This is a genomic window from Streptomyces sp. NPDC043176, from assembly GCF_056436715.1.
Genome location: NZ_JBWKCA010000019.1, coordinates 1 through 23,247, shown reverse-complemented (window position 1 = coordinate 23,247; position 23,247 = coordinate 1). Strand labels below are relative to the sequence as shown.

Below are 23,247 nucleotides of genomic sequence, written 5' to 3'. Positions count from 1 at the left end.
CAGTCGGTATGGAAAGGCGGAAGACCCGTTCCGCACGCCTCGTTCCCCGGCGCGGTCAGGAGCGCTAGCGTGCGTGCCCATGTCACCCCGAGGAGGTTCCATGGGTTTGTCGCGACGGAGTCTGCTGGCCGCCGGAGGGGCTCTCGGGGCGGTGGCCGCGTCGTCGCCCTCGGCCTCGGCGGCCCTCGGGGGCTCGCCGGTCACCGCCGACCCGGTCTCCGCGCCCGGCCACGGCCGTGTGCGGACCGGGTTCGAGCGTCTCGCGGCGGACGGGTACGCCCTGCTGGCCGGCGAGCGGGTCGGGATCGTCACCAATCCGACCGGCATCACCCCCGACGCCCGCCACGTCGTCGACGTGATGGCCGCCGACGAACGGGTGGACCTCGTCGCCGTCTTCGGCCCCGAGCACGGCTTCCGGGGCACCGCGCAGGCGGGCGGCTCCGAAGGGCGGTACGACGACCCGGCGACCGGACTGCCCGTCTACGACACCTACCTGAAGAGCGGGCAGCCGCTGGCGGACGTCTTCACCGCGTCCGGCGTGGACACCGTCGTCTTCGACATCCAGGACGTCGGCGCGCGCTTCTACACGTACATCTGGACCCTCTACGACTGCATGGCGGCCGCCGCGCTCGCCGGGAAGCGGTTCGTGGTCCTGGACCGGCCGAACCCGGTGACCGGGCGGGCGGCGCTCGGACCCGTCCTGGACCGGGCGTTCGCCACGTTCGTGGGACGCGAGCCGATCGCGCAGGCCCACGGCATGACGGTGGCCGAGCTGGCCCGGCTCTTCCAGGGCGAGTTCCTGACCGCGCCCCTCGCCCTGGAGACCGTACGGATGAGCGGGTGGCGGCGCGCGGAGTTCTTCGACGCGACCGGTCTGCCCTGGGTGCCGCCCAGCCCGAACATGCCCACGCCGGACACCGCCCTCGTGTACGCGGGCACCTGCCTCTTCGAGGGGACGAACCTGTCCGAGGGCCGCGGCACCACCCGGCCCTTCGAGCTCCTCGGCGCGGAGGGCGTCGACCGGCGGTGGGCGGAGGCCGCGAACGCCCTCGCCCTGCCCGGCGTCCACCTCCGCGAGGCGTACTTCGCGCCGACCTTCTCCAAGTTCCAGGGGAAGACCGTGGGCGGGGTCCAGCTCCACGTCCACGACCGGCAGTCCTTCGACCCGGTACGGACCGGCATCGGGCTCCTCGTCACCGCCCGCGACTCGTGGCCGGGCTTCGCCTGGCGCCCCGACCACTGGATCGACAAGCTGACCGGCTCGACCCGGGTACGGACCCTCGTCGACGCCGGAGCGGAGCTGGACGAGGTCGTCGGCGCGTGGGCGACGGACCTGGCGGCCTTCCGGTCGGTACGCGAGGAGTACCTGCTCTACCGCTGAGCCGTACGCCGACCGAGCCGACCCCTCACCCGGACCGGTACTCCCCCGGCGCCTCACGTCTGGACGGTGCCACGCGCGGGCATGCTGGCCGTGGAGCCGCCGCCCGCGCACGCGCGCGCCCACGGCATGGCGGCCCGCGTCGACGTGGAGGGACGGTCGGGCCGTGACCGGGATGAGTGTGGATCCGTACCGGGAGATCACCTTCGACAAGGACGGCGACGGGCCTGCGGGGCAGTCCGCGTCCCTCGCCGCACTGGCCCGGCAGGGGGTCACCGACCTCGTGGTGTTCGCGCACGGGTGGAACAGTTCCCCGTCCGGCGCCACCCGCCTCTGCTCGAACTTCTTCGCCCCCTTCCCCGGCCTCCTCGCCCCCGGCGTCGAGGCCGGCTACGCGGGGGTGATCTGGCCGTCGATGATGTTCACCGGCGAGCCCGTCCCGGACTACCGGGCCCTGGTGACGGTCCTTCCGGAGAAGGAACCCGTCATCGGCCGCATCACCGAACTGCTGACCGCCGCACCCGCCGACGAGCGGGCCTTCGCCGAGTTCGGCGCCCTGCTGCGCGAACTGACGGACGTCCCCGACCCGGCCTTCCACGGCGCCGCCGGTGCGCGGGAACCGGTGCCGGAGTTCCTGGTCGCCGACCCGGTGGAGATGTGCGCCCTGTTCACGGCCGCGCTGGAGGCCGTACACGCCGGGGAGCGGAACGGGTCCGGGTCCGGGCCCGGGTCAGTGTCCGGGTCCGGAGACGGGGGTGAGGAGGCGTTCGGGGACGGATTCGGGGAGGGGGCCGGGGACGGGCTCGGGGACGGATTCGGGGAAGGGGCCGGGGACGGACTCGGCGAGGGACTGGAGGAGGGGTTCGGTGAGGGGCTGAAGAGGTACTGGAAGGGGGCTCGGGAGGCGCTGCGGCAGGCGACGTACTACGTGATGAAGAAGCGGGCCGGGCAGGTGGGTGCGCAGGGGCTCGGGCCGTTGCTCGGCGAGGTCGCCCGCATGGCCCCGGGTCTCCGGGTGCACCTGGTGGGGCACAGCATGGGTGCCCGGCTCGTCGCGTACGCGCTGCGGGGCCTGCCCGCCGGGGCCCGGCCGGTCGCCTCCGTGACCCTCCTTCAGGGCGCGTTCTCGCACTACGCCTTCGCGACCCGGCTGCCTCACGACCCCGGGCGGTCCGGTGCGCTGCGGGACGTGCAGAACCGGGTGCGGGGCCCGATGGTGGCCTGCTACTCGCGGCACGACTCGGCGCTCGGGGTGATGTACCCGCTGGCGTCCCGGCTCTCGGGCGACTCGGCGTCCTTCCGCGGGGTCGAGGCAGGGCTGCTCAGCGCGGACGACCCGCGGTGGGGAGCCGTCGGGCACGACGGCGTGCAGGCGGTGCCGGGGACGGCGCAGCGGACCCTGGCGGCGGTGCTGCGCGACGGGGTGCCGGCGGCGGGGTGCGTGAACGTCGACGCGGCGGCGGTGGTCGGCTCGCACAGTGACATTCTCGGGCCCGAATTGGCACGGGTGGTGGTGTCGGCGGCGCGGACCGGCCCGGCATAGGGTCTGACCTGCTCCCCCACCCGCCGGACGCGCTGGTTCCGGTGCGTCCCGGGGGTCTCTCCCGCCCCGCTGATGGCTGCCATCGGCAATTCGATGGAACACCGCGGCGCGCTCGTTCGTCCCTCTGATATCGCGGAAGGACCAGCGGCGGAGGTGGCGAGAGATGGCCGGATTCCGGAGTCTCGCGAGACAGGTGCGCGATCCGGGGTGCGACACGGCACTGCGCAGGTACTCCCTGCGCAAGTGCCTGGAGCGGTTCGCGCCGTACGGGCACCGGGCGACCTGGGACCATCTGTGCCGCCGGCACAGGTTCGGACCCGAGGACCGGGAGCTCGACCCGGGGCGGCTGGTGGCCGCACTCGACGAGCTGGAGGAGGCGCGGGCCGTGTGGCTCGCGTACGAGGAGGAGTTCGCGGCCCGGCGGCGGCGCGAGAAGCACGAGGGCCTGCGCGGTCTCGGCGCCGTCGACGACTGGCACCGGCGCGTCTGGGGCGGCAACGGGGTCGTGCGGTGCGGCGACCCGGCGGTCCACCCGTCGGACCCGCTGCCCGAGGTCCTGCGCCGGCTGATCACGGCCCTGGAGGAGGGACCGGGCGAGGCGTGCCCGGTGTGCGCGGGGCCACGCATCGAGTGGACCGGGCCCGGCGACGCGTACGAACCCGGGCTCGGCCCCGTGTGCGGTGACTGCGGCGTGGGCGTCCCCCGCGCGGCGCTCACCTCGTCCGCGCTGGCCAAGGCCCGCGGGGACCGGCGTCGCCCCCTCGTATCGGCGGCGTGACGCGGCCGTACGGCCCCGTGCTCCAGGCCTGCCTGAACGGGTCCCGGACGCCCGGCGATTCCGCGGCGGTGCCGATGTCACCGGAGTCGCTCGCCGCCTCGGCGGCCTCCGCGGTGGCCGCGGGCGCCCACGAGGTGCGCGTCCAGCCGCGTACGCCGTGCGGTCGCCCGTCGCTGTCGCCCCGGGTGCTCGGGCCGGTCCTGACGTCCTTGCGGGAGACGCTCGGCGCGGCGGCCTCGGGCCCGGCGGCCGGCACGCCCGCGCGGGTGGCGACGGCCATGTCCGCCGAGCCCGACGCTGCGCGCCGACCGGAGCGGATCCGCTCCTGGTCCGTCCTCCCCGACCTCGTCTCGGTCGACTGGCACGAGCCGCACGCCGAGCGGCTCACGGCGGCACTCCTCGGCCGTGGCATCGCCGCCGAGGCCGCCCTGCGGCCGGGCACCGACGGCCCGGCCCGATTCGCCCGCTCACCCCTGGCCCCCCGGGTGGCACGGATTCTGGCGAGCGCCCACGACCCCGCGCCGGACATGTGGCCGGACACGTGGCCGGCGCGGGGTCCCGCCGCGGCACCGGGCCCCGACCGGGCGACCCGGTCCGAAGGGGCGACCCGGTCCGGAGGGGCGACCCGGTCCGAAGGGGCGACCCGGTCCGAATCCGCGTCAGGTTCCGTCCCGGCGGCCGGCCGAGCCGTGACCCTGGCCCTCGGTCTGCTCGCGGAGATCGGGCGCCCGGACGGCGTACCGCTGCTGCTGCACGGAGTGGAAGCCGGCGCGTGGCCGGTCCTGCGCCTGGCCCGCCGGCTGGGCCTCGGCGCGCGGATCGGCCTGGAGGACACGCTGTTCCTGCCGGACGGCACACGGGCCCGCTCGAACGCCGATCTGGTGGCGGCGGCGGTGGCGTACTAGGGCCTGTCCGACCACTCGCGCCGGGTCCGGCTCGCCCGGCACGAGATTCCTAAGGGGTGTCGTCGGCGGGGCGGCGGAGGGGGAGCAGGCGGGAGCCGGCCATGCGCTCGCCGAAGACGTCGTCCGGGTTGGAGAGGACGCAGGTCTCCAGGGAGAGGCAGCCGCAGCCGATGCAGTCCGTCAGGTGGTCGCGGAGGCGGCCGAGCTGCTTGATGCGTTCGTCGAGTTCGGTGCGCCAGGCGGCCGAGAGGCGGGCCCAGTCCTCGTTGGTGGGCGTGCGCTCCTCGGGGAGCTGGGCGAGCGCCTGACGGATCGTCGCGAGGGGGATGCCGACCCGTTGTGCGGCCCGGACGAAGGCGACCCGGCGGAGGGTGTCACGGCCGTAGCGGCGCTGGTTGCCGGTGGTGCGGCGACTGGTGATGAGCCCCTTCGCCTCGTAGAAGTGCAGGGCGGACACGGCGGCCCCGCTGCGCGCGGAGAGCTGGCCGACGGTGAGCTCGTGGATCTTCTCTGGAATCTGCGGCACCCGGGGAACCCTACTGGTGTGCCGCCGGAGGCCGTTGACAGCAGCCACCTCACCCCACATGCTGAGCAAGCGCTTAGATACCGACCGTTGGGTATGCCGTACCAGAAGGGACACGAACATGGCCGAGCCGAGGATCTTCACCTCCCCCGAGGAGCTGCGCGCGGGGGTCGGCGAGCAGCTGGGGTACAGCGACTGGCTGGAGGTCGACCAGAAGCGGATCGACCTGTTCGCCGAGGCCACCGGCGACCACCAGTGGATCCACGTCGACCCGGAGCGCGCCGCCACCGGCCCGTTCGGCAGGACCATCGCGCACGGCTACCTGACGCTGTCGCTGCTGCCGCTGTTCGTCCCCCAGGTCCTGTCGGTCCAGGGCATGAAGATGGGCCTCAACTACGGCACCGAGAAGGTCCGCTTCCCCGCCCCCGTACCCGTCGGATCGCGGCTGCGGGCCACGGCCGTCCTGACGAAGGTCGAGGAGGCGGGCGGCGGCGTGCAGGTGACGGCGGCGGTCACCGTGGAACGCGAGGGCTCCGACAAGCCGGTCTGCGTCGCCGAGTCCGTCTCCCGCTACTACTTCTGAGCACAGCCCGACCACTTCCGAGCACCACCCGCCACGGGCACGGGCCTGTCACGCGCTCCGGGCCGGACCCGTCACACGGACCAGCCCCTCAGGCGGTTCGGGCAGTCGGACAGTTCGGGCCGTCAGGCGGTTCGGGCCCCGACCATCCTGAGGACGAGGTCGGCGTACAGAGCGCCGACCTCGTCGGCGGTCCGGCGGCCCTGGACGTTGAACCAGCGCGAGACGTCGATGCAGAGGGAGAGCACGGCCACGGTGGTGCCCGCCGCGTCCGGGACGTCGAACTCGCCGGCGGCCACGCCCTCGTCGATGATCGCGCGCACCGTCGCGTCGGACCGGCGGCGCAGTTCCACGATCTCGGCCCGGTGCTCGGGGCCGAGGGCGTCGAGCTCGTACTGGACGACCCGCGCGGTGGTGTGGCGCTCGGCGTGCCAGCGGACGAAGGAGCGGACGGCGTCGGCGAGGCGCTCGGCGGCGGTGCCGTCGCCGGCGGCCGCGGCCCGGAGGATCTCCAGGGCCTTGTCGTGGCCGATGCGGCTGATCCGGTGGAGCAGCTCTTCCTTGGTCTTGTAGTGGATGTAGAGCGCGGCGGGGCTCATCCCGGCCCGGCCGGCGATGTCCCGGGTGGTGGTGGCGTGATAACCGCGCTCGGCGAACGCCTCCACGGCGGCCACCAGCAGCCGCCGGGCCGCCTCGGGCGTGACCTCGCCCCAGGGCATGTCCTCGCCCCCGGGCGTCTCCTCCGCCACGCTCATCCCACACTCCTTCTCGGACCCCGTCAGGACGAACACCATACATCGAGGGTGAGCAAGCGCTTAGAGCGTCTCGGCATGAGAGCCGCCGGCCTCAGAGCTTCTGGAAGGGGTCGTGCTCGGCGAGGAGCTTCTCCAGACGCGCCTGGTCGACCCGGCTGACGATCTGGCCGGCCTCCTGGCGGTCGCGGACGACCTTGGCCAGCGTGAAGGCCGAGGTCGTGAGGTAGAGGACCGAGACGGCGAGGAAGGCCCGCACCCAGGCGCTGGCTTCGAGTTGGTAGACCCCGATGCCCACGGCAAGGGCGGCGACCGAGAAGGAGATGACGGCCTGCATGTAGTAGGCGGCGGTGTTCTGCTGCTTGACCGGTGTGTCGCTCATGGGAAGAGCATCGGGCGGATGTGCCCCGTGCCACATCCGCCCGCGTACTCACTCGGATACTCAGAAGGCCGAGACTCCCGTCAGCGCCCGTCCGATGATGAGCTTCTGGATCTGGCTGGTGCCCTCGTACAGGGTCATGACGCGGGCGTCGCGCAGCAGCTTGCCGACGGGGTACTCGTCGATGTAGCCGTAGCCGCCGAAGACCTGGAGGGCGTTGTTGGCGGCGCGGACGGCGGCCTCGGAGGCGTACAGCTTGGCCTTGGAGGCGGCGGTGGCGAAGTCCTGGCCCCGGTCGACGAGGTCGGCGACGCGCCAGGTCAGCAGCCGGGCGGCGTCCACGTCGACGGCTATGTCGCTGATCAGCTCCTGCACGAGCTGGTACGAGGCGATGGGCTTGCCGAACTGCTCGCGCTCCCCCGCGTACCGCACGGCGGCGTCGAGCGCGGCCTGCGCGATGCCGACGCAGCCGGCGGCCACCGACATGCGGCCCTTGGCCAGGGCGGACATGGCGACGGTGAAGCCCTTGCCCTCGGGGCCGAGCATCGCGGCGGCGGGCACGCGGACGTCCTCCAGGACGAGCTCGGCGGTCGCCTGTCCGCGCAGGCCGAGCTTGCCGTGGACGGCGCGGCGGGTGAGGCCGGGGGTGTCGGCCGGGACGAGGAAGGCGGACACGCCCTTGTGTCCCGGCGCGTCGCCGGTGCGGGCGAAGAGCAGGACGACGTCGGCCCAGGTGCCGTTGGTGATGAACATCTTGCTGCCGTTGACCACGTAGTCCCCGGTGGCGTCGTCCCGCACGGCCCGGGTGGCCAGGTTCCCGGCGTCGGAGCCGGTGCCCGGCTCGGTGAGCCCGAAGCAGCCGAGCGCCTCTCCGGCGGCGAGCCGGGGCAGCCAGGCGCGCTTCTGCTCCTCGCTCCCCCACGAGGCGATCGTCTTGGCGACCAGGCCCAGGGAGACGGAGACGATGCCGCGCACGGAGGAGTCGCCGCGGCCGAGTTCCTCGGTGACGAGGCAGTACGCGAGGTGGTCACCGCCGGAGCCGCCGTACTCCTCCGGGATCGTGAGCCCAAGGAAGCCGACGGCACCGAGCTTCTTCACGATCGTCCGGTCGACCTCCTCGGCGCGGTCCCAGGCGACGGCGTGCGGAGCGACCTCGCGTGCGACGAAGTCCTGGGCCAGCCGCCGTACGGCTTCCTGCTCCTCGCTCAGCGCCAGATCCACCGTGCACCACCTCGCCCGTCCGTTTAATTACCACTGCTAGTTTTATAGCGCAGGCCTACTATGTGCGCCATGGCCCGACCGCGCAAGCCCCTGCTCAGCCGAGACCGGATCGTCGAGACGGCGGGAGCGCTGGTCGACGCGGAGGGCCTCGCCGCGCTCTCCACCCGCAGGCTCGCCGCCGAACTCGGCGTGAGCGGCCCCTCGCTCTACAACCACTTCCGCACGAAGGACGAGATCCTCGACGCGGTCGCCGACGCGGTGAGCGCGAAGATCGACCTGTCGATGTTCGAGGAGGACGACGTCCGGGACTGGTGGACCGCCCTCCACGACTGGGCCGTCTCCTACCGCGCCGCCCTCGCCGACCACCCGCACATCGTCCCGGTCCTCGCCCAGGGTCCCGGCCGCCGCCCGGCGGGCCTCCGCGTCGCCGACGCCGTCTTCGGCGCCATGGTCCGCGCCGGCTGGCCCCCCGCCCAGGCGACCTCCATCGGCGCCCTGATGCGCTACTTCGTCACCGGCTCCGCCCTGGGCTCCTTCGCCCGCGGCTTCGTCGACGACGAGACCGCCTACGACCCCGCCGACTACCCCCACCTCGGGCAGGCGCACCTCCTCGCGGAACACCGCCAGAAAGTCGACGAACGCGCCTTCGACACCGGCCTGCGCGCCCTCCTCGACGGCCTGCGACTCCAGTACGAGGCGATCCCGGCCCGGCCGGCGACGGCGTAGACGCCCGGTCGGCGCCATCACCGTCGGTTCGCCTGCGACGGCTCAGACGGCCCGGTCTGCGCCATCACCGTCGGTTCGCCGACGACGGCGTAGACGGCCGGGCCGGCGACGGCACGGGGTTCGGCCGGCTGCGGCACGGACGGTTCGGCCACCGCCGAAGGGTGGGTGCGGCAAGGTGGGGGGATGGCAGCCAGTGACCTCGCCGCGCTCGCGGCGCTCTTCGCGGACGAGAGCCGCGCCGCGTTCCTCCTCGCCCTCCTCGACGGGCGGGCGTGGACGGCGGGAGAACTCGCCCGGCACGCGGGGGTGGCGCCGTCCACCGCCAGTGAGCACCTCGGCAAGCTGGTCGCGGGCGGGGTGCTCGCCGAGGAGCGGCAGGGCAGACACCGGTACGTACGGCTGGCCGACCCCGGGATCGCGCACCTCGTCGAGGACCTGGCCGCCCGGTCCGCGCCCGAGGTGCCCGCGCCGCCGCGGTCCCTGCGCGAGGCGAGCGCCGGCGAGGCGATGGCCCGCGGACGCACCTGCTACGACCACCTCGCCGGACGGCTCGGCATCGCGGTCACCGAGGCGATGACCGTGCGCGGCCTGCTCCGCCAGGACACCGGCTTCGCACTCACGGACCGCGGCCTGACCTGGTTCGACGAGCGGGGCATCACCCTCCTGCGCAAGGGCCGGCGGCCCGTGGCACGCGGCTGCCTCGACTGGACCGAGCGACGCCCGCACCTCGCGGGCACCGCGGGCGCCGCCCTGTGCCGGCACGCGCTCGACGCCGGGTGGTGCGTACGGATCGGGTCCGAGCGCGCCGTGAAGGTGACCGCCGAGGGCGAGTCCGCCCTGTACGCGTCCCTGGGCATCGCCCCGGAAACGCTCCGGTGACCGCGGCGCGGGGTTCGGGCGACGGTGCCGCGACCGGGGCTCGGGGCTCGGGGCTGGGGGCGCGGGGCTCGGGCGACGGTGCCGCGACCGGGATACGGGCCGACCCGCGGTGATCCGGGCCGCGGGCGCCGCCCTTCCCCCCCGTGTGCCGCCCCGCCCCGTCCCGCCCGGCGATATTGCGGTGAGCGCCGAAGGGTCCACGCCCTACGGTCGAGCCATGCAGAAGCAATCCTCGCGGGCGGCGCTCGCCGCCGCCGGTGTGACCGTGGTCCTGTGGGCCTCCGCGTTCGTGTCCATTCGCAGCGCCGGGGCGGCGTACTCCCCCGGTGCGCTCGCGCTCGGCCGGCTGCTGGCCGGCGTCCTGGTCCTGGGGGCGGTCCTGCTGGTGCGGCGGGAGGGTCTGCCGCCGCGGGCGGCCTGGCCGGGGATCGTGGTGTCGGGGCTGCTGTGGTTCGGGGTGTACATGGTGGTGCTCAACTGGGGTGAGCAGGAGGTCGACGCGGGCACGGCGGCGATGGTGGTGAACATCGGGCCGATCCTCATCGCGCTGCTCGGCGCGCGGTTCCTGAAGGAGTCGCTGCCGCCCCGGCTGCTCGCCGGCATGGCGGTGTCCTTCGCCGGCGCGGTGGCCGTCGGGCTGTCGATGTCCGCCTCGTCGTCGGGCGGGCACGCCTCGGTGCTCGGGGTGCTGCTCTGCCTGCTGGCGGCGATGGCGTACGCGGGCGGGGTGGTGGCGCAGAAGCCGGCGCTCGCGCACGGCAGCGCGCTCCAGGTGACGACGTTCGGGTGCCTGGTGGGCGCGGTGGCCTGTCTGCCGTTCGCCGGGCAGCTGGTCGAGGAGGCGGGCCGGGCCCCGCTGTCGGCGACGCTGAACATGGTCTATCTGGGGGTGTTCCCGACCGCGCTGGCGTTCACGACCTGGGCCTACGCCCTGGCCAGGACGACCGCGGGCCGGATGGGCGCGACGACGTACGCCGTGCCCGCCCTCGTCGTGCTGATGGCCTGGGTGTCCCTCGGTGAGCTGCCGGGGCTGCTCACCCTCGCGGGCGGCGCGCTGTGTCTGGCGGGCGTGGCCGTGTCCCGCTCCGGGTCGCGGGCCTCCGTCGCGGCCGAGACGACCGAAACCACCTGAGAGGCAGGGCCGGCCGAAGCCACGTGGCGGATAGGGCCGGGTGGGCAAAGACCTCCACCCATACGGGAGTTACCCCCCCGTCTGGACCCCGCCCCACCCGGTCTCCCCGCCCCGGGACCCGCCATCAGACGGCGGACCCTCAGGTGGCCCGGCCTTCAAGTGGCCCGGCCGTCAGGTAGCCGGACCCTCAGGCCGCCGGACCCTCAGGCCGCCGGGCCGTCAGTCCTCGTCGCCGGACGCGAGGAGTCGGTGGGCGAGGGCCGTCAGCGATCCGCCGATGCGCTCGACCGACAGGCCGAGTTCGTGCCGCTGGAACCGGAAGAGTTCGGGTGACAGGGGGCTGAGCGCGATGTCGATCAGCGGGTCCGGGTCACGGACCCCGTGGGCGACGAGCAGCGTACGGACGTGGACGCGCCAGAACCCGTAGGCACCGGTCCGGAACCGCGCGGGGCCGGTCTCCGCCCCGAGCGCCAGCGGGAGATGACGCTCCAGCAGGTCGAGCATGGCCAGGTAGAAGGCCGCGAGCCGCTCTCCCGCGGGTGCGCCGGGGCCGAGCGGCGGCGGGCCGTGGATGAGCCGTCCCTGGAGCAGGCGCTCGTGCTCGTCGAGCAACGCCACGGCCACCGAGGGCGGGTCGGGGAAGCTCCGGTAGAGGGTGGCGCGGCCCACACCCGCGGCCTTGGCGATCCGGTCCATCGTGACCGTCCGAGGATCCTGTTCGGCGAAGAGCCGCTCGGCCGCTGCCAGGATCTGGGCGCGGTTGCGCTCCGCGTCCGCCCGCCGCCGCGGGGCGACCGGCTGTTCGTCCGCGGCCTGCAGATCTCCCAGGAGCCCGCCGACCCGGTGCACGGGGGCGGCTCCGCGTCCGCGCTGCTCGTCGTCGCTCATGACCCTGACCCTACTTCCCCCGTGAACAAGTGGACACCTTGTCCGCTTGCGGTCCCGCATGGCATGGTAAACGGACACGGCGTCCACTTACCTGTCCGCTTCCCGTCCCAGGGAGATCCCATGCACACCGCGCTGCTCGCCGCGGCTCTGCTGGTCGGCTGCCTCCTGGCCGTCCAGGCCTCCGTGAACCTCCAGCTCAACTCGGCCGTCGGCACCCCGTACGGCGCTTCGACCCTCCAGCTCGGCGTCGCCACCGGCCTGCTCGTCGTGCTCGCGGTGGCCGCCGGCGCGCTCGGCGCCCTCGGCAGGCTGCCCGACGTGGAGCCCTGGCAGCTGCTGGGCGGACTCGCCAGCCCGCTCTACATCACCAGCGGCATCCTGCTGTTCCCGCGGCTCGGCGCCCTCGCCGCCGTGGGACTCTTCGTCACCGGCCAGATGTTCGCCTCGCTCGCCCTCGACCTCTTCGGGCTTCTCGGCCTCGCACGGAAGGACCTCGGCGCCGGGATCGTCATCGGCGCCCTGGCCGTGCTCGCGGGCATCGTCGTGATCATCCGGGGCATGAAGGCGGCGGCACCCCCCGGCGCGCCCCGGATGTCGAGCGCCGGCCGCGCGGGGGCGCTGGCCCTCGGCGTCGTCGCCGGTGGCGTCCTCCCGGTGCAGGGCGCGGTCAACGCCCAGCTCCGCGCACAGCTCAGGGAGCCCGTCACCGTCGCCGTGATCAGCTTCGCCGTCGCGACCTTCACGATCGCCGTGGTCCTGCTCGTGCTGTACGCGACCCGGCGCACCCCGAAGCCCAGGATCGCCCCGCTGAAGAAGATGCCCTGGTGGGGCTGGCTGGGCGGCGTCTGCGCCGCCGCCTACGTCACCGGCACCTTCCTGCTCATCCCCTCGATCGGCGCGGCGGTGACCATCGCGCTCACGGTGACCGGCCAGCAGCTCACCTCGGCGCTGATCGACCACAAGGGCCTGTTCAGACTCCCCCAACGCTCCCTGACGAGGCCTCGGGCCCTGGGCCTCGCCCTGCTGATCGCCGGCTCCCTGACCATCCAGCTCGCCTGAGACCCCTCACGAGAGGTGCGGTATGAAACCCTCCTACACCGCGGGACCGGACCTCCACGTCCTCCCCTCGGCACTGCCGGTACCCGGAATCGGCGACCAGCCCGTCCACGCCTTCCTCTCGCGCGCGGGGCAGCCCCTCCTCGTGGACGCCGGCATGCCCGTGGACCGGGAGGACTTCCTCGACGCGCTCTGGTCTCTGGTCGAACCGGCCGACCTGCGCTGGGTCGTCGTCACCCACGACGACCGCGACCACACCGGCGCGCTCGCCCGCGTCCTCGAGGCCGCGCCGCGGGCGAAGGTGCTCGCCAACGCGCTGTCACTGACGCGGCTGTCGGAGGAGTTCGACATTCCGCGGGAACGGGTGGTGACGGCGAACCCGGGAAGCCGGATCAGGGTCGGCGACCGCGAGCTCGGCTTCCACCGGCCGCCCACCTTCGACTCACCGGGCACCCTCGCCGTGTTCGACCACTCCGACGGCACGCTGTACAGCTCCGACAGCTTCGGCACCGTCGTCGAAGAGCCCGCCCGGGAGTTCACCGACCTTTCCGCGGAGGAGTTCTTCCGCGGGTTCGACGTGCTGAACCGGGCGATAGCCCCATGGACCGCCCTCGTCGACGAGGCGAGGTTCCTCCGGTCCGTGGGCGAGCTGGCCGCGCTGCGCCCGGCGCGGCTGCTGAGCGCCCACGGCCCGACGGTCCGCGAGGACGCCGTGCCCCGGCTCTTCGACGCGATGGCCCGCATCCCCTCCCTGCCCGCCTGGCTGCCGGGCGCCGACCTCGACCTCGAGGCCGCGCTGGACGCCCACGAGCCCCCCGTCGGCTGAGCCTCACCCGGCCCCCACTCCACCCCGCCCCGCCCGCCCCGTCGACACACGACCGCGACCGCCGCACGCCCACGCAGGCACGTACACACGCCCACGCACACCCCCACATACACGCACACACCCACATACACGCGCGCGCACGCACACACGCACGCACGCACGCACCGAGGAGAACCATGTCCGACCCCACCACCGCCGACCTGACCCCGCCGCGCGGAGTCGTCACCGTCTTCTCCGACATCTGGTGTTCCTTCGCGCACATCGCCGTCCACCGGCTGCACACCACCAGGGCCCGGCTCGGCCTGGAGGAGCGGGTCGCCTTCGACCTGCGCGCCTTCCCGCTGGAACTGCTGAACGACGCCCCGAGCCCGCGTCCCGGCACGGACAGCGAGGTCGCCCGGATGGCGAGCCTCGAACCGGCCGCCGGGTGGCAGCTGTGGCAGGCCAAGGACTGGCTCTACCCCTCGACGACGCTGCCCGCCCTGGAGGCGGTCCTCGCGGCGAAGGAACAGGGCCTGAACGCCTCCGAGCAGCTCGACCTCGGACTTCGCCGGGCCTTCTGGGCCGAGTCGCGCTGCATCAGCCACCGCAAGGTGATCCTGGACGTGGCCGCGGACACCGGAGTGGTCGACGTCGACGCGCTGACCGAGGCGCTCGACGACGGCCGGGCCCGCCGGACGCTCGCCGACCAGGCCGCGGTGTCCGGGACCGACCGCGTGAACTGCAGCCCGCACCTCTTCCTGCCCGACGGCTCCGACCACGCCAACCCGGGCATCGAGGTGGGCTGGGAGGGCGCGTACGGCATCGGCTGGCCGGTGATCGCCTCGGACTCCCCAAAGGTGTTCGAGGACATTCTGCTGCGGGCCGCCGGCGCATAGCCGGAAACCCCGTCACTGCGCCCCGACGGCGCGAACGGCGGCCGGGCGTTCCCTCGCGCGCACCGCCCGGCGGGAAGGAGGGACGTCCGCCGGGCCTCGACCGCACCCGGGCTCGACGGACTGCCCACCGTGAACGGCTCGTCCTCGCACGGGTCATCGGCGAGGGGCCTGCTCCGCACAGCGAGCCCCCGACTGCTCCGTACACCCGGACTTCCCGTCGGACCGATCGTGCGGGAGGGCGCTCGAATCCCGGTCGGAAAAACCTCGTTCCGTACGTCAGGGGCCGGCGGGCCGCGTCAGGGGAAGATCACCAGGGCCCTGCCGCCCTTGCCAGCGAGCATGTTCTCGAAGGCGCCCGGGATGCCGTCGAGGGTGATCCGCTCGGTGACGAGGGCGCCCGGGTCGAGCCGGCCGGCCCTGATGTGCTCGGCGAGGACCGGCAGGTCCTCGACCGGGTTCGAGTTGCCGTAGACGCAGCCGGACAGGGTGCGGCCCCAGTGGAAGAGCTCCAGGGCGTTGAAGGTGACCTGCTGGTCCTTTCCGCCGATGCCGACGACGGTGGTGCGGCCGCCGCGCCGGGTGGACTCCCAGGCGGTGCGGATGGTGACGGCGCGGCCGACGCATTCGACGGCCACGTCGACGCCCTGGCCGCCCGTCAGTCTCCGGATCTCCTTCGCCGTGGTCTCGGAGGCGACGACGTACTCGGTGGCTCCCGCCGCCCGTGCCAGCGCCTCCTTCTCCGGGGAGACGTCGACCGCGACGATCGTCGACGCGCCCGCGATCCGGGCGGCCTGGAGGGTGGCGAGGCCGACCCCGCCGACGCCGAAGACGGCGACGGTCTCGCCCTCCCGGACGCGGGCGGAGTGGTGGACCGCGCCCCATCCGGTGAGGACGGCGCAGCCGAGGAGGGCCGCGTCGGTGAGCGGTACGCCGTCGGGGACGGGCAGCACGCACTTCGCGGCGACGACCGTCTCCTCGGCGAAGGCGGCGACGTTGAGGCCGGGGTGGAGCTCGGTGCCGTCCGCCGTCCGGGCGTGGACGTTCGCGGCGCCGGTCAGGGCCTCGGCGCAGAGCCAGACCTCGCCGAGCGAGCAGGGGGGGCAGGTGCCGCAGGACGGCGCCCAGTTGAGGACGACGCCGTCGCCGGGGGCCACGTGCGTGACCCCGTCGCCGACGGAGACGACCGTGCCGGCGCCCTCGTGGCCGAGGACGGCCGGGACCGGCAGGCGCATGGTGCCGTTGGAGAGCGAGAGGTCGGAGTGGCAGACCCCGGCGGCGGCGAGCCGGACGCGGACCTGGCCGGGGCCGGGCTCGGGGAGTTCGATGCCGGTGATCTCCAGGGGAGAGCCGACGGCGGGCAGGACGGCGGCGCGGATCACGCTCGTTGCTCCTTCGGGGCTCAGAACTGGAGGGACTTGGTCTGGAGGTACTCGGCGAGTCCGTGTGCGCCGAGCTCCCGGCCCACGCCGGACTGCTTGTACCCGCCGAAGGGTGCCAGCGGGTTGAAGCGGCCGCCGTTGATGTCGACCTGTCCGGTGTCCATGCGGCGGGCGAAGGCGACGGCCGCCTCGGGCTCGCCCCAGACGGCGCCGGCGAGGCCGTAGTCGGTGCCGTTGGCGATGGCCAGGGCGTCGGCCTCGTCCTCGTACCGGAGGATCGAGACGACCGGCCCGAAGATCTCCTCCTGGGCGATGGTCATCTCCGGGGTGACGTCGGCGAAGACCGTCGGGGAGACGTAGTACCCGGTCTCGCGCGGGGCGTCGGGCCCGCCGGCGACGAGCCGGGCGCCCTCCTCGATGCCCTTCTCGATGTAGCCGCGGACGCGCTCCTGCTGCTTGGCGTTGACGAGGGGGCCGACGCGCTCGCCGGGGACGTACTTGGCGACGGCCTCGGCGGCGAGGGCGACCGCTTCCTCGTACCGGTCGGCGGGGACGAGCATCCGCGTCCAGGCGCTGCACGTCTGGCCGGAGTTGGACATGACGTTGGCGATGCCGACGGCGACGGCCTTGGGAAGGTCGGCGCTCGGCAGGATCACGTTGGCGGACTTGCCGCCGAGTTCGAGCGCGACCCGCTTGACCGCTCCGCCGGCGAGTGCGCCGATGCGGCGGCCGACGGCGGTCGAGCCGGTGAAGGAGACGAGGTCCACGTCCGGGTGCTCGGCGAGCGCCTGGCCGGCTACCGGGCCGAGGCCGGTGACCAGGTTGAACACACCCGCGGGCAGCCCGGCCTCGTGCACGGCCTCGGCGAAGAGCTGAGCGGTGAGCGGGGTGTCCTCGGCGGGCTTGAGGACGGTGACGCAGCCGGCGGCGAGGGCCGGGGCGACCTTGGCGACGATCTGGTGGAGCGGGTAGTTCCAGGGGGTGATCGCGGCGACGACGCCGACCGGCTCGGCGTAGACGGTGGAGTTGCCGACCTTCTCCTCGAAGGGGTGGGTGGCGGCGAGTTCGGCGTACGAGCCGGCGACGGCGATCGGCAGCCCCGCGTGCACGGCGGCGGCGAGCTGGGGCGGCGCGCCGAGTTCGGCGGTGACGGTGGCGGCGATCTCCTCGGCCCGGGCGGCGAGCGCGTCGCGCAGCGCGGCGATACGGGCTCCGCGCTCGGCGGGCGGCGTGGCCGCCCAGCCCGGGAGCGCGGCGCGGGCCGCGCGTACGGCGGCGTCGACGTCCTCGGCGGTCCCGGCCGGGACGTGACCGATGACCTGCTCGTCCGCCGGGTTGATCACCGGGATCGTGTCCCCGGAGGACGCGGGGCGCCACTCCCCGCCGATGTACATCGCGTCGTGGGCCTTCATCCGCTGTCTCCTCACGTTGCCGGTTCCCCGTCCGACCCAAACTAGCGCTGTTAGTTTTTCGGCGCCAGGGTCCACCGGCGTGCCTCCGGTCTCACCCTCCCCCGCACCCCGGCCCCGCCCATCGTGCCGCCCCGCCGACCGCCCGTCCACGGCGAACCCGCGCCCCCTGGGCACGGCGACACGCCCCGCCCGACGGAGCGGCTGGATTCCGTCGGACGGGGCGCGGGTGGGGGCGGGCCCGCTGGGCCCGGTTCGCGGGACTGTCGGGCCCGGTTCGCGGGGCCGGGGACGTACCGGACGAGGGGTCAGATCTTCTGGGCGAGATCGGTGAGGTGGGCGAAGACGACGATGTTCGCCTCGTAGCCCGTACGGCGGTCGAAGGCTCCGCCGCAGGTGAGCAGCCTGAGCTCCGGACGCCCGGTGGCGCCGTACACCTCCTGGTCGGGGAAGTCGGCCTTGGCGTACGTACGCACGCGGTCGACCGTGAAGACGGCGACCTTGCCGTCGGCGCGGGCGACGCGGACGGTGTTGCCGGGGCTGAGGGAGTCGAGGTTCAGGAAGACGGCGGGCCCGGTGCGGGTGTCGCGGTGGCCGACGACGACGGCGGTGCCGCGCTCCCCCGGGGTGACTCCCTTCGCGTACCAGCCGACGACCCTCGGATTGTCGGCCGGCGGCGTGGCGAGCCGCCCCTCGCCGTCGAGGGCGAGTTCGATGACCGGCGCCTCGATGGTGATGGCGGGGACCGCCAGGGCGGTGGGACGCGAGCGGGACAGCGGCGCCGGCGGGGGCGCAGGCCGGGGCGGCGGCGTCGCCTTCGGCCGGGGCCGCGGCTTCGCCTTGTGGTCCAGGGCCGCGGGCGCCCCGGCCGCCGCCTGCCCGGGAGCGGCCGGGCCGGCGACGAGCGGCTGTTCGGCAGGCTCGCCGTCACCGGCCCACCAGAAGCCTCCGCCGACCAGGACCGTGGCGACCACCACGGTCCTGGCGAGACGGAGGAGCCGCCGCCTGCGACGCGTGAGGCGGGACCTACGCGGCGCCATTGTCGCGGCGGCGCGAGCGGCGGATCAGGACCAGTCCGGCCGTGCCGGCGAGGCCGGCCGCGAGGGCCGTGCCGATGCCGAAGGCGGAGGAGTCCTCGGCCGCGATCTCCGCGCTGCCGCCGCCGCCCGCGCCGACCGGGCCGTGCGGGGGCCTGGTCGGCGGGTGGGTCGGGTTGGTGATCACGTCACCGGGGCACTCGACCTTGAACACCTTCTGCTTGCCGGCCCCGTTCTCGCCCTCGAAGGTCCAGACGAGCTTGTACTGGCCGCTGGGCAGCGACAGCGTACCGGTGTTGCCCTTGCCGGTGGCCAGGGTGATGTGACCGCTGAGGCTCGGGTCGTCCGCCTTGGGTGGCTGGGGCGTGATCTTCCAGTCGACTTCCTGGAGCGTGTCGAAGTTGAAGGCCGCCAGGTAGAACTTGCAGACCTTCGGCTCGTTCCTCGGGTCGTCGACGGGCGTGCCGACCTTGTGGATCTTCACGTCGCCGTTGTCGCCGGGGGCGGCGTACGCCGCCGGCGCCCCCGCGAGGGCGAAGCCGCCCAGGGCGAACGCGGCTGCGGCGGTGACGGCGAGAGGCCGGGCGGTACGAGCGGGCATGCGGGTTCCTCCGGAAAAGATCGTGGGACCGATTTACCGATAATCCGACTATCTGTTACCGAATGATCACGAGGGGTGGCGACATGCGCGCGTCACCCTCCGAAGTCGCCCGTCCGGCGCACATCCGAGCCCGGACACGGACCCGGGTCAGATGATTCCGAAGAGGATCCCCGCCGCCAGCACCACCAGCGAGGTCAGCGCGGCCCACTTCACCGTGAACCTGGTGTGGTCGCCGAACTCCACCTTCGCCATGCCGACGAGCACGTACACCGCGGGGACCAGCGGGCTCGACATGTGCAGCGCCTGGCCGACCAGCGACGCGCGGGCGATCTCCAGGGACGGGACGCCGTGCGCCGCACCCGCCTCGGCGAGGACCGGCACCACGCCGAAGTAGAAGCCGTCGTTCGACATGAAGTACGTCAGCGGGATGCTCAGCACACCGGTGACCAGTCCCATGTGCGGGCCCATGCCCTCCGGGATGGCGCCGACGAGCCAGTCGGCCATGTGCTTGACCATGCCCGTGCCCGTGAGGACTCCGGTGAAGACGGCGGCGGCGAAGACCATCCCGGCGACGTTGAGGACGTTGTCGGCGTGGGCGGCGATGCGGGCCTTCTGCTCCGCCATGTTCGGGTAGTTCACGGTGAGCGCCAGGGCGGCGCCGAGGAGGAACAGGACCGGGATCGGCAGCAGTTCGAGGATCATCGCCGCGAGCAGCGCGACGGTCAGGCCGGCGTTGAACCAGTACAGCTCGGGGCGGAGCGTCGCACGGTTCGGGTCGAGCCCCTGGAAGCCGTCGGCCGCGGCGCCACCGCCTTCGGGGCGGGGGCTGGCGGGGCCGGGGCTCGCAGGGCCGGTGCCGGGGCTCGCGGGGCCGGTGGCGCTGTTGCCGGTGTCGGCAGAGTGGGTGCCGCCCGCCGTGACCAGCACGGTCTCGGTCTCCGGCGTCAGGGCCTCGTCGAGGGTGAGGTACCCGATCCGCTTCCGCTCGCGACGGCCGAGGACGTACGCGAGGGCGAAGACGAAGAGCAGGCCCGTGCCGAGCGCCGGGATCATCGGCACGAAGATGTCGGCGGCGTCGAGCTTCAGCGCGGTGGCCGCGCGGGCCGTGGGGCCGCCCCAGGGCAGGGTGTTCATGACGCCGTTGGCAGTGGCGGCGACACCGGTCATGACCACCAGGCTCATGCCGAGCCGCTTGTACAGCGGATACATCGCCGAGACGGTGATCATGAACGTGGTGGAGCCGTCACCGTCCAGCGAGACGATCGCCGCGAGCAGCGCGGTGCCGACGACGACGCGGACCGGGTCGGCCTTGCAGAAGCGCAGGATGCCCCGGACGATCGGGTCGAAGAGGCCGACGTCGATCATGACGCCGAAGTAGACGATCGCGAACATCAGCATCGCGGCGGTCGGCGCCAGCTTGCCGACCCCCTCGATGACGTAGTCACCGAGCTGGGCCCCCTGCCCGACCGCGACGCAGAAGAGCGCGGGGATCAGCACGAGCGCCGCGATCGGCGACATCTTCTTCATCATGATCAGGACCAGGAAGGTCGCGATCATGGCGAAACCGAGGACGGTCAGCATGGAGGACACCTCACGTTCACCCTTGAACTGCCGCCGAGCGGCGGTCCGGATGACCGTAGGTGCCCTCTTCAGCCGTTAACAAGACGTTGACGCGTGAGCAATACGAGCAAAACCCCAGGTCACGGCGGTGGTCGCAGTCGTGGTCACGACATGGCGCACAGTCGGGGCCACGGCACGGCACGCAGCCAACGGCACGGCCGGGGTCACGGGCCCGGCCACGACACGGCGCACGGTCGAGGTCACGGGAGGGGCCACGACACGGCGCACGGTCGAGGTCACGGGAGGGGCCACGACACGGCGCACGGTCGAGGTCACGGGAGGGGCGCCACCTCGACGGGGAATCCGTTCAGGACGGCGGTGCCGGAGAGAGGGTCGATCCGGGAGCCGTCGAGCAGCTGGTTGACGTTGACGCCGGGGCGGGCGGACGCCACGGCGAGCCGGGTGCCGGGCCGGTCGTGTCCCCAGCCGTGCGGAAGGCTCACCACCCCGGGCCGCACCCCGTCGGTGACCTCCACCGGCACCTCCAGCTCGCCGCCCTCGCCCTTGACCCGCGCGAGCCCGCCGTCGGTGAGCCGCAGCCGCTCCGCGTCGGCCGGGTGCACCTGGAGGGTGCAGCGGTTCGATCCCCCGTTGAGTGCGGGGACGTTGTGCAGCCAGCTGTTGTTCGAGCGCAGGTGGCGTCGTCCGACGAGGTGGAGCGTGCCCGGCTCCGGTACGGCGTCGAGGGCGGCCCGCAGTCGGGGCAGATCGGCGGCGAGGGGCGCGGGGAGGAGCTCGATCCGTCCGCTGCGGGTCTTGAGGAGCTGCGGGATCCGGGGCTTCAGCGGCCCGAGGTCGATGCCGTGCGGGTGGGCCCTCAGCTCGTCGAGGGTGAGTCCGTACGGGCCGAGGCGCAGCATCAGGTCGAGCCGCCGCTCGGGCCCGGTGTCACCGGACAGTCCGGCCGCGAACTCCTTCGGGTCGGCGCCGTACGCGGGCGAGTGCTCCTGGGTGACGGCCCTGGCGAGCGTCATGTCGATCGCCAGCTCGTCGACGGCGGACGGCGGGGCCCCGTCCGGCCCGGTCACGGCGAGGATCAGCCGGGCGTGGATCTCGCACTCGTCCATGCGGTCCGCTTCGAGGGGGACGGCGGCCGGGGTGTAGCGGGCCTGGTCACGGACGGCGAAGCCGTTGAAGGCGAAGTCGAAGTGGGCGCTCCGGGAGGGCGGCGGCGGGGGTAGCAGGACGTCGGCGTGGCGGGTGGTCTCGTTGAGGTAGGGATCGACCGCGATCATGAGGTCGAGGGAGCCGAGGGCCGCGTCGAGGCGGTCCCCGTCGGGCGCGGAGAGGACGGGATTGGCGGCGACGGTGATCACCGCCCTGATCCGGCCCTCCCCCGGCGTCTCGATCTCCTCGGCGAGCGCGACCAGCGGTAGTTCGCCCTTGACCTCCGGGTGGCGCGAGACCCTGCTGTGCCGGCGGCCGAGGGCGAACCCCTTCCCCGGTCCGGCGGGGCGCGGGGCGGGCGCGGTGGCGGAGAGCGGGAAGAGGGCGCCGCCCGGCCGGTCGAGGTTGCCGGTGAGGATGTTGAGGACGTCGACGAGCCAGTTGCCGAGGGTGCCGTACGCCACGGTGGAGCTGCCCATCCGCCCGTAGACGGCGGCTGTGGGTGCGGTGGCGAGTTCGCGGGCGAGCGTACGGATCGTGGCGGCGTCCACGTCGCAGGCGGCGGCGACCGCTTCGGGGCTGAACTCCCCCACCGCGGCCCGCACGTCCTCCACTCCCTCGACGTGGTCGGCGAGCCGGCCGAGGTCGGCGAGGTCCTCCTCGAAGAGGGTGTGGACGAGGGCGGCGAGGAGGAGCGCGTCGGCGCCGGGGCGGATCGCGACGTACCGGTCGGCGAGGCGGGCGGTCCTGGTGCGCCGGGGGTCGACGACGGTGAGGGTGCCGCCGCGCCGGCGCAGCGCCTTGAGCCTGCCGGGGAAGTCGGGGGCGGTGCAGAGACTTCCGTTGGAGTCCAGCGGGTTGGCTCCGAGGATCAGCAGGTGGTCGGTGCGGTCCAGGTCCGGCACGGGTACGGCGAAGGGGTCCCCGAAGAGCAGGCCGCTGGAGACGTGCTTGGGCATCTGGTCGAGCGTGGACGCGGTGAAGAGGTTCCGCGTCCGCAACGCACCGATCAGCAGGGGCGGGTAGAGGGCGCCGGCGATCGTGTGCACATTGGGGTTGCCCAGGACGATACCCACCGCGTCCGGCCCGTACTCCTCGATCAGCGGCCGGATTCGGGCGGCGATCGTGTCGAACGCCTCGTCCCAGGTGGCCTCCTGGAGCTTCCCGTCCTTCCTGACCAGCGGTCCGCGCAGGCGGTCCGGATCAGCGTCGACCTCGGGGAACGCGGCGCCCTTCGGGCAGATGAAACCCTGACTGAGGACGTCGTCGCGATCACCGCGCGCCCCCGTCACCCGGGGCCCGTCGAGCGTGAGGGTCAGTCCGCAGGTCGCTTCACAGAGGGGGCAGATGCGCAGGGCGGTGGACATGGCGTCTCCCTGGGGCGGCGTCGGGGTGGCGCCGAGCATACCGACCGGTAGGGACGTGCGGGAGGGGGTACGGGATGCGGGGTGCGAGGTGGGGGTGCCAGGTAGGGGTGCGAGGGCGTTGCGGGGAAGGCTTTGTGGGGCTCGGTGGCGTCACGGGGCCCCCTAGGCCCGCGGGCCTAGGGCGTGTTGTGAAAGTGCTGGTCACAGCCATTCGTTGATGGCTGCGACCAGTACGGTCGCTTCGTAGCGGACGGCAAGTTTGTCGTACCGCGTGGCGACGGCC

At 73.6% G+C, this 23,247-nt stretch carries 23 protein-coding genes; 11 read left to right on the top strand and 12 right to left on the bottom strand.

Annotation, left to right across the window (positions count from 1 at the left end):
• Window positions 1-100: 100 nt before the first annotated feature.
• From AC067A_RS27135 to AC067A_RS27120, 4 genes are all read left to right on the top strand, one after another.
• A complete protein-coding gene (locus AC067A_RS27135; RefSeq protein WP_479245107.1) occupies window positions 101-1,381 on the top strand; it encodes an exo-beta-N-acetylmuramidase NamZ family protein in 1,281 nt (426 codons plus the stop codon).
• A gap of 172 nt (window positions 1,382-1,553) precedes the next feature.
• Entirely contained in the window at window positions 1,554-2,921 is a 1,368-nt protein-coding gene (locus tag AC067A_RS27130; RefSeq protein ID WP_479245213.1) for a lipase family protein, read from the top strand.
• Window positions 2,922-3,084: 163 nt separating this feature from the next.
• Window positions 3,085-3,699, top strand: coding sequence for a hypothetical protein (locus AC067A_RS27125; protein WP_479245106.1), 615 nt, complete (start codon window positions 3,085-3,087; stop codon window positions 3,697-3,699).
• Entirely contained in the window at window positions 3,696-4,604 is a 909-nt protein-coding gene (locus tag AC067A_RS27120) for a 3-keto-5-aminohexanoate cleavage protein (protein ID WP_479245105.1), read from the top strand. Before AC067A_RS27125 ends, AC067A_RS27120 begins: the two co-directional genes overlap by 4 nt.
• 49 nt (window positions 4,605-4,653) lie before the next feature.
• Here the strand turns inward: AC067A_RS27120 and soxR are convergent, their stop codons facing one another.
• Entirely contained in the window at window positions 4,654-5,130 is a 477-nt protein-coding gene (soxR, locus tag AC067A_RS27115) for a redox-sensitive transcriptional activator SoxR (RefSeq protein ID WP_479245104.1), read from the bottom strand.
• Between the two features lie 118 nt (window positions 5,131-5,248).
• On the opposite strand from soxR, the gene AC067A_RS27110 reads away from it, so the two are divergent.
• A complete protein-coding gene (locus tag AC067A_RS27110) occupies window positions 5,249-5,710 on the top strand; it encodes a MaoC family dehydratase (RefSeq protein WP_479245103.1) in 462 nt (153 codons plus the stop codon).
• A gap of 122 nt (window positions 5,711-5,832) precedes the next feature.
• Here the strand turns inward: AC067A_RS27110 and AC067A_RS27105 are convergent, their stop codons facing one another.
• From AC067A_RS27105 to AC067A_RS27095, 3 genes are all read right to left on the bottom strand, one after another.
• A complete protein-coding gene (locus AC067A_RS27105) occupies window positions 5,833-6,462 on the bottom strand; it encodes a TetR/AcrR family transcriptional regulator (protein WP_479245102.1) in 630 nt (209 codons plus the stop codon).
• Window positions 6,463-6,553: 91 nt separating this feature from the next.
• Complete coding sequence (locus tag AC067A_RS27100; RefSeq protein ID WP_479245101.1) at window positions 6,554-6,841, bottom strand: YiaA/YiaB family inner membrane protein; 288 nt, start codon at window positions 6,839-6,841, stop codon at window positions 6,554-6,556.
• A gap of 60 nt (window positions 6,842-6,901) precedes the next feature.
• Window positions 6,902-8,059, bottom strand: a complete 1,158-nt coding sequence (locus AC067A_RS27095; protein WP_479245100.1) for an acyl-CoA dehydrogenase family protein — start codon at window positions 8,057-8,059, stop codon at window positions 6,902-6,904.
• Window positions 8,060-8,128: 69 nt separating this feature from the next.
• Between AC067A_RS27095 and AC067A_RS27090 the strand changes: the two genes are divergently transcribed.
• The gene (locus AC067A_RS27090; protein WP_479245099.1) at window positions 8,129-8,785 is read left to right on the top strand and encodes a TetR/AcrR family transcriptional regulator; all 657 of its coding nucleotides are present in this window, start codon (window positions 8,129-8,131) and stop codon (window positions 8,783-8,785) included.
• A gap of 17 nt (window positions 8,786-8,802) precedes the next feature.
• Here AC067A_RS27090 and AC067A_RS27085 read toward each other — a convergent pair whose 3' ends face one another.
• A complete protein-coding gene (locus AC067A_RS27085) occupies window positions 8,803-8,937 on the bottom strand; it encodes a hypothetical protein (protein WP_479245098.1) in 135 nt (44 codons plus the stop codon).
• A gap of 31 nt (window positions 8,938-8,968) precedes the next feature.
• Here AC067A_RS27085 and AC067A_RS27080 point away from each other — a divergent pair, with 31 nt between their 5' ends.
• Window positions 8,969-9,664, top strand: a complete 696-nt coding sequence (locus AC067A_RS27080) for an ArsR/SmtB family transcription factor (RefSeq protein WP_479245097.1) — start codon at window positions 8,969-8,971, stop codon at window positions 9,662-9,664.
• 217 nt (window positions 9,665-9,881) lie between these two features.
• On the top strand, window positions 9,882-10,796 hold the full coding sequence (locus tag AC067A_RS27075) for a DMT family transporter (protein ID WP_479245096.1): 915 nt from the start codon (window positions 9,882-9,884) through the stop codon (window positions 10,794-10,796).
• A 219-nt stretch (window positions 10,797-11,015) separates the two neighbouring features.
• Here AC067A_RS27075 and AC067A_RS27070 read toward each other — a convergent pair whose 3' ends face one another.
• Window positions 11,016-11,684, bottom strand: coding sequence for a TetR/AcrR family transcriptional regulator (locus AC067A_RS27070; protein ID WP_479245095.1), 669 nt, complete (start codon window positions 11,682-11,684; stop codon window positions 11,016-11,018).
• Window positions 11,685-11,804: 120 nt separating this feature from the next.
• On the opposite strand from AC067A_RS27070, the gene AC067A_RS27065 reads away from it, so the two are divergent.
• The 3 genes from AC067A_RS27065 (at window position 11,805) to AC067A_RS27055 (ending at window position 14,444) form a co-directional block, all read left to right on the top strand.
• Window positions 11,805-12,743: a DMT family transporter gene (locus AC067A_RS27065; protein WP_479245094.1), complete on the top strand. Its 939-nt coding sequence runs from the start codon at window positions 11,805-11,807 to the stop codon at window positions 12,741-12,743.
• Window positions 12,744-12,765: 22 nt separating this feature from the next.
• Window positions 12,766-13,566, top strand: coding sequence for an oxygen-binding di-iron domain-containing protein (locus AC067A_RS27060; RefSeq protein WP_479245093.1), 801 nt, complete (start codon window positions 12,766-12,768; stop codon window positions 13,564-13,566).
• A gap of 176 nt (window positions 13,567-13,742) precedes the next feature.
• The gene (locus tag AC067A_RS27055; protein WP_479245092.1) at window positions 13,743-14,444 is read left to right on the top strand and encodes a DsbA family oxidoreductase; all 702 of its coding nucleotides are present in this window, start codon (window positions 13,743-13,745) and stop codon (window positions 14,442-14,444) included.
• 296 nt (window positions 14,445-14,740) lie between these two features.
• Here the strand turns inward: AC067A_RS27055 and AC067A_RS27050 are convergent, their stop codons facing one another.
• From AC067A_RS27050 to AC067A_RS27025, 6 genes are all read right to left on the bottom strand, one after another.
• The gene (locus AC067A_RS27050) at window positions 14,741-15,823 is read right to left on the bottom strand and encodes a Zn-dependent alcohol dehydrogenase (protein ID WP_479245091.1); all 1,083 of its coding nucleotides are present in this window, start codon (window positions 15,821-15,823) and stop codon (window positions 14,741-14,743) included.
• A gap of 20 nt (window positions 15,824-15,843) precedes the next feature.
• The gene (locus AC067A_RS27045; protein WP_479245090.1) at window positions 15,844-17,235 is read right to left on the bottom strand and encodes an aldehyde dehydrogenase family protein; all 1,392 of its coding nucleotides are present in this window, start codon (window positions 17,233-17,235) and stop codon (window positions 15,844-15,846) included.
• Between the two features lie 305 nt (window positions 17,236-17,540).
• Window positions 17,541-18,206, bottom strand: coding sequence for a class F sortase (locus AC067A_RS27040; protein ID WP_479245212.1), 666 nt, complete (start codon window positions 18,204-18,206; stop codon window positions 17,541-17,543).
• A 52-nt stretch (window positions 18,207-18,258) separates the two neighbouring features.
• Window positions 18,259-18,870: a hypothetical protein gene (locus AC067A_RS27035; protein ID WP_479245089.1), complete on the bottom strand. Its 612-nt coding sequence runs from the start codon at window positions 18,868-18,870 to the stop codon at window positions 18,259-18,261.
• 147 nt (window positions 18,871-19,017) lie between these two features.
• Window positions 19,018-20,451: a CitMHS family transporter gene (locus AC067A_RS27030; RefSeq protein ID WP_479245088.1), complete on the bottom strand. Its 1,434-nt coding sequence runs from the start codon at window positions 20,449-20,451 to the stop codon at window positions 19,018-19,020.
• A 311-nt stretch (window positions 20,452-20,762) separates the two neighbouring features.
• The gene (locus AC067A_RS27025) at window positions 20,763-22,964 is read right to left on the bottom strand and encodes a molybdopterin oxidoreductase family protein (protein WP_479245087.1); all 2,202 of its coding nucleotides are present in this window, start codon (window positions 22,962-22,964) and stop codon (window positions 20,763-20,765) included.
• Between the last annotated feature and the right edge of the window lie 283 nt (window positions 22,965-23,247).

Coding starts and splice junctions, on each gene's coding strand:
- AC067A_RS27135 (WP_479245107.1), top strand. CDS start 101: ATGGGTTTGTCGCGACGGAGTCTGCTGGCCGCCGGAGGGGCTCTCGGG.
- AC067A_RS27130 (WP_479245213.1), top strand. CDS start 1,554: ATGAGTGTGGATCCGTACCGGGAGATCACCTTCGACAAGGACGGCGAC.
- AC067A_RS27125 (WP_479245106.1), top strand. CDS start 3,085: ATGGCCGGATTCCGGAGTCTCGCGAGACAGGTGCGCGATCCGGGGTGC.
- AC067A_RS27110 (WP_479245103.1), top strand. CDS start 5,249: ATGGCCGAGCCGAGGATCTTCACCTCCCCCGAGGAGCTGCGCGCGGGG.
- AC067A_RS27105 (WP_479245102.1), bottom strand. CDS start 6,462: ATGAGCGTGGCGGAGGAGACGCCCGGGGGCGAGGACATGCCCTGGGGC.
- AC067A_RS27100 (WP_479245101.1), bottom strand. CDS start 6,841: ATGAGCGACACACCGGTCAAGCAGCAGAACACCGCCGCCTACTACATG.
- AC067A_RS27090 (WP_479245099.1), top strand. CDS start 8,129: ATGGCCCGACCGCGCAAGCCCCTGCTCAGCCGAGACCGGATCGTCGAG.
- AC067A_RS27080 (WP_479245097.1), top strand. CDS start 8,969: ATGGCAGCCAGTGACCTCGCCGCGCTCGCGGCGCTCTTCGCGGACGAG.
- AC067A_RS27075 (WP_479245096.1), top strand. CDS start 9,882: ATGCAGAAGCAATCCTCGCGGGCGGCGCTCGCCGCCGCCGGTGTGACC.
- AC067A_RS27070 (WP_479245095.1), bottom strand. CDS start 11,684: ATGAGCGACGACGAGCAGCGCGGACGCGGAGCCGCCCCCGTGCACCGG.
- AC067A_RS27065 (WP_479245094.1), top strand. CDS start 11,805: ATGCACACCGCGCTGCTCGCCGCGGCTCTGCTGGTCGGCTGCCTCCTG.
- AC067A_RS27060 (WP_479245093.1), top strand. CDS start 12,766: ATGAAACCCTCCTACACCGCGGGACCGGACCTCCACGTCCTCCCCTCG.
- AC067A_RS27055 (WP_479245092.1), top strand. CDS start 13,743: ATGTCCGACCCCACCACCGCCGACCTGACCCCGCCGCGCGGAGTCGTC.
- AC067A_RS27045 (WP_479245090.1), bottom strand. CDS start 17,235: ATGAAGGCCCACGACGCGATGTACATCGGCGGGGAGTGGCGCCCCGCG.
- AC067A_RS27035 (WP_479245089.1), bottom strand. CDS start 18,870: ATGCCCGCTCGTACCGCCCGGCCTCTCGCCGTCACCGCCGCAGCCGCG.
- AC067A_RS27030 (WP_479245088.1), bottom strand. CDS start 20,451: ATGCTGACCGTCCTCGGTTTCGCCATGATCGCGACCTTCCTGGTCCTG.
- AC067A_RS27025 (WP_479245087.1), bottom strand. CDS start 22,964: ATGTCCACCGCCCTGCGCATCTGCCCCCTCTGTGAAGCGACCTGCGGA.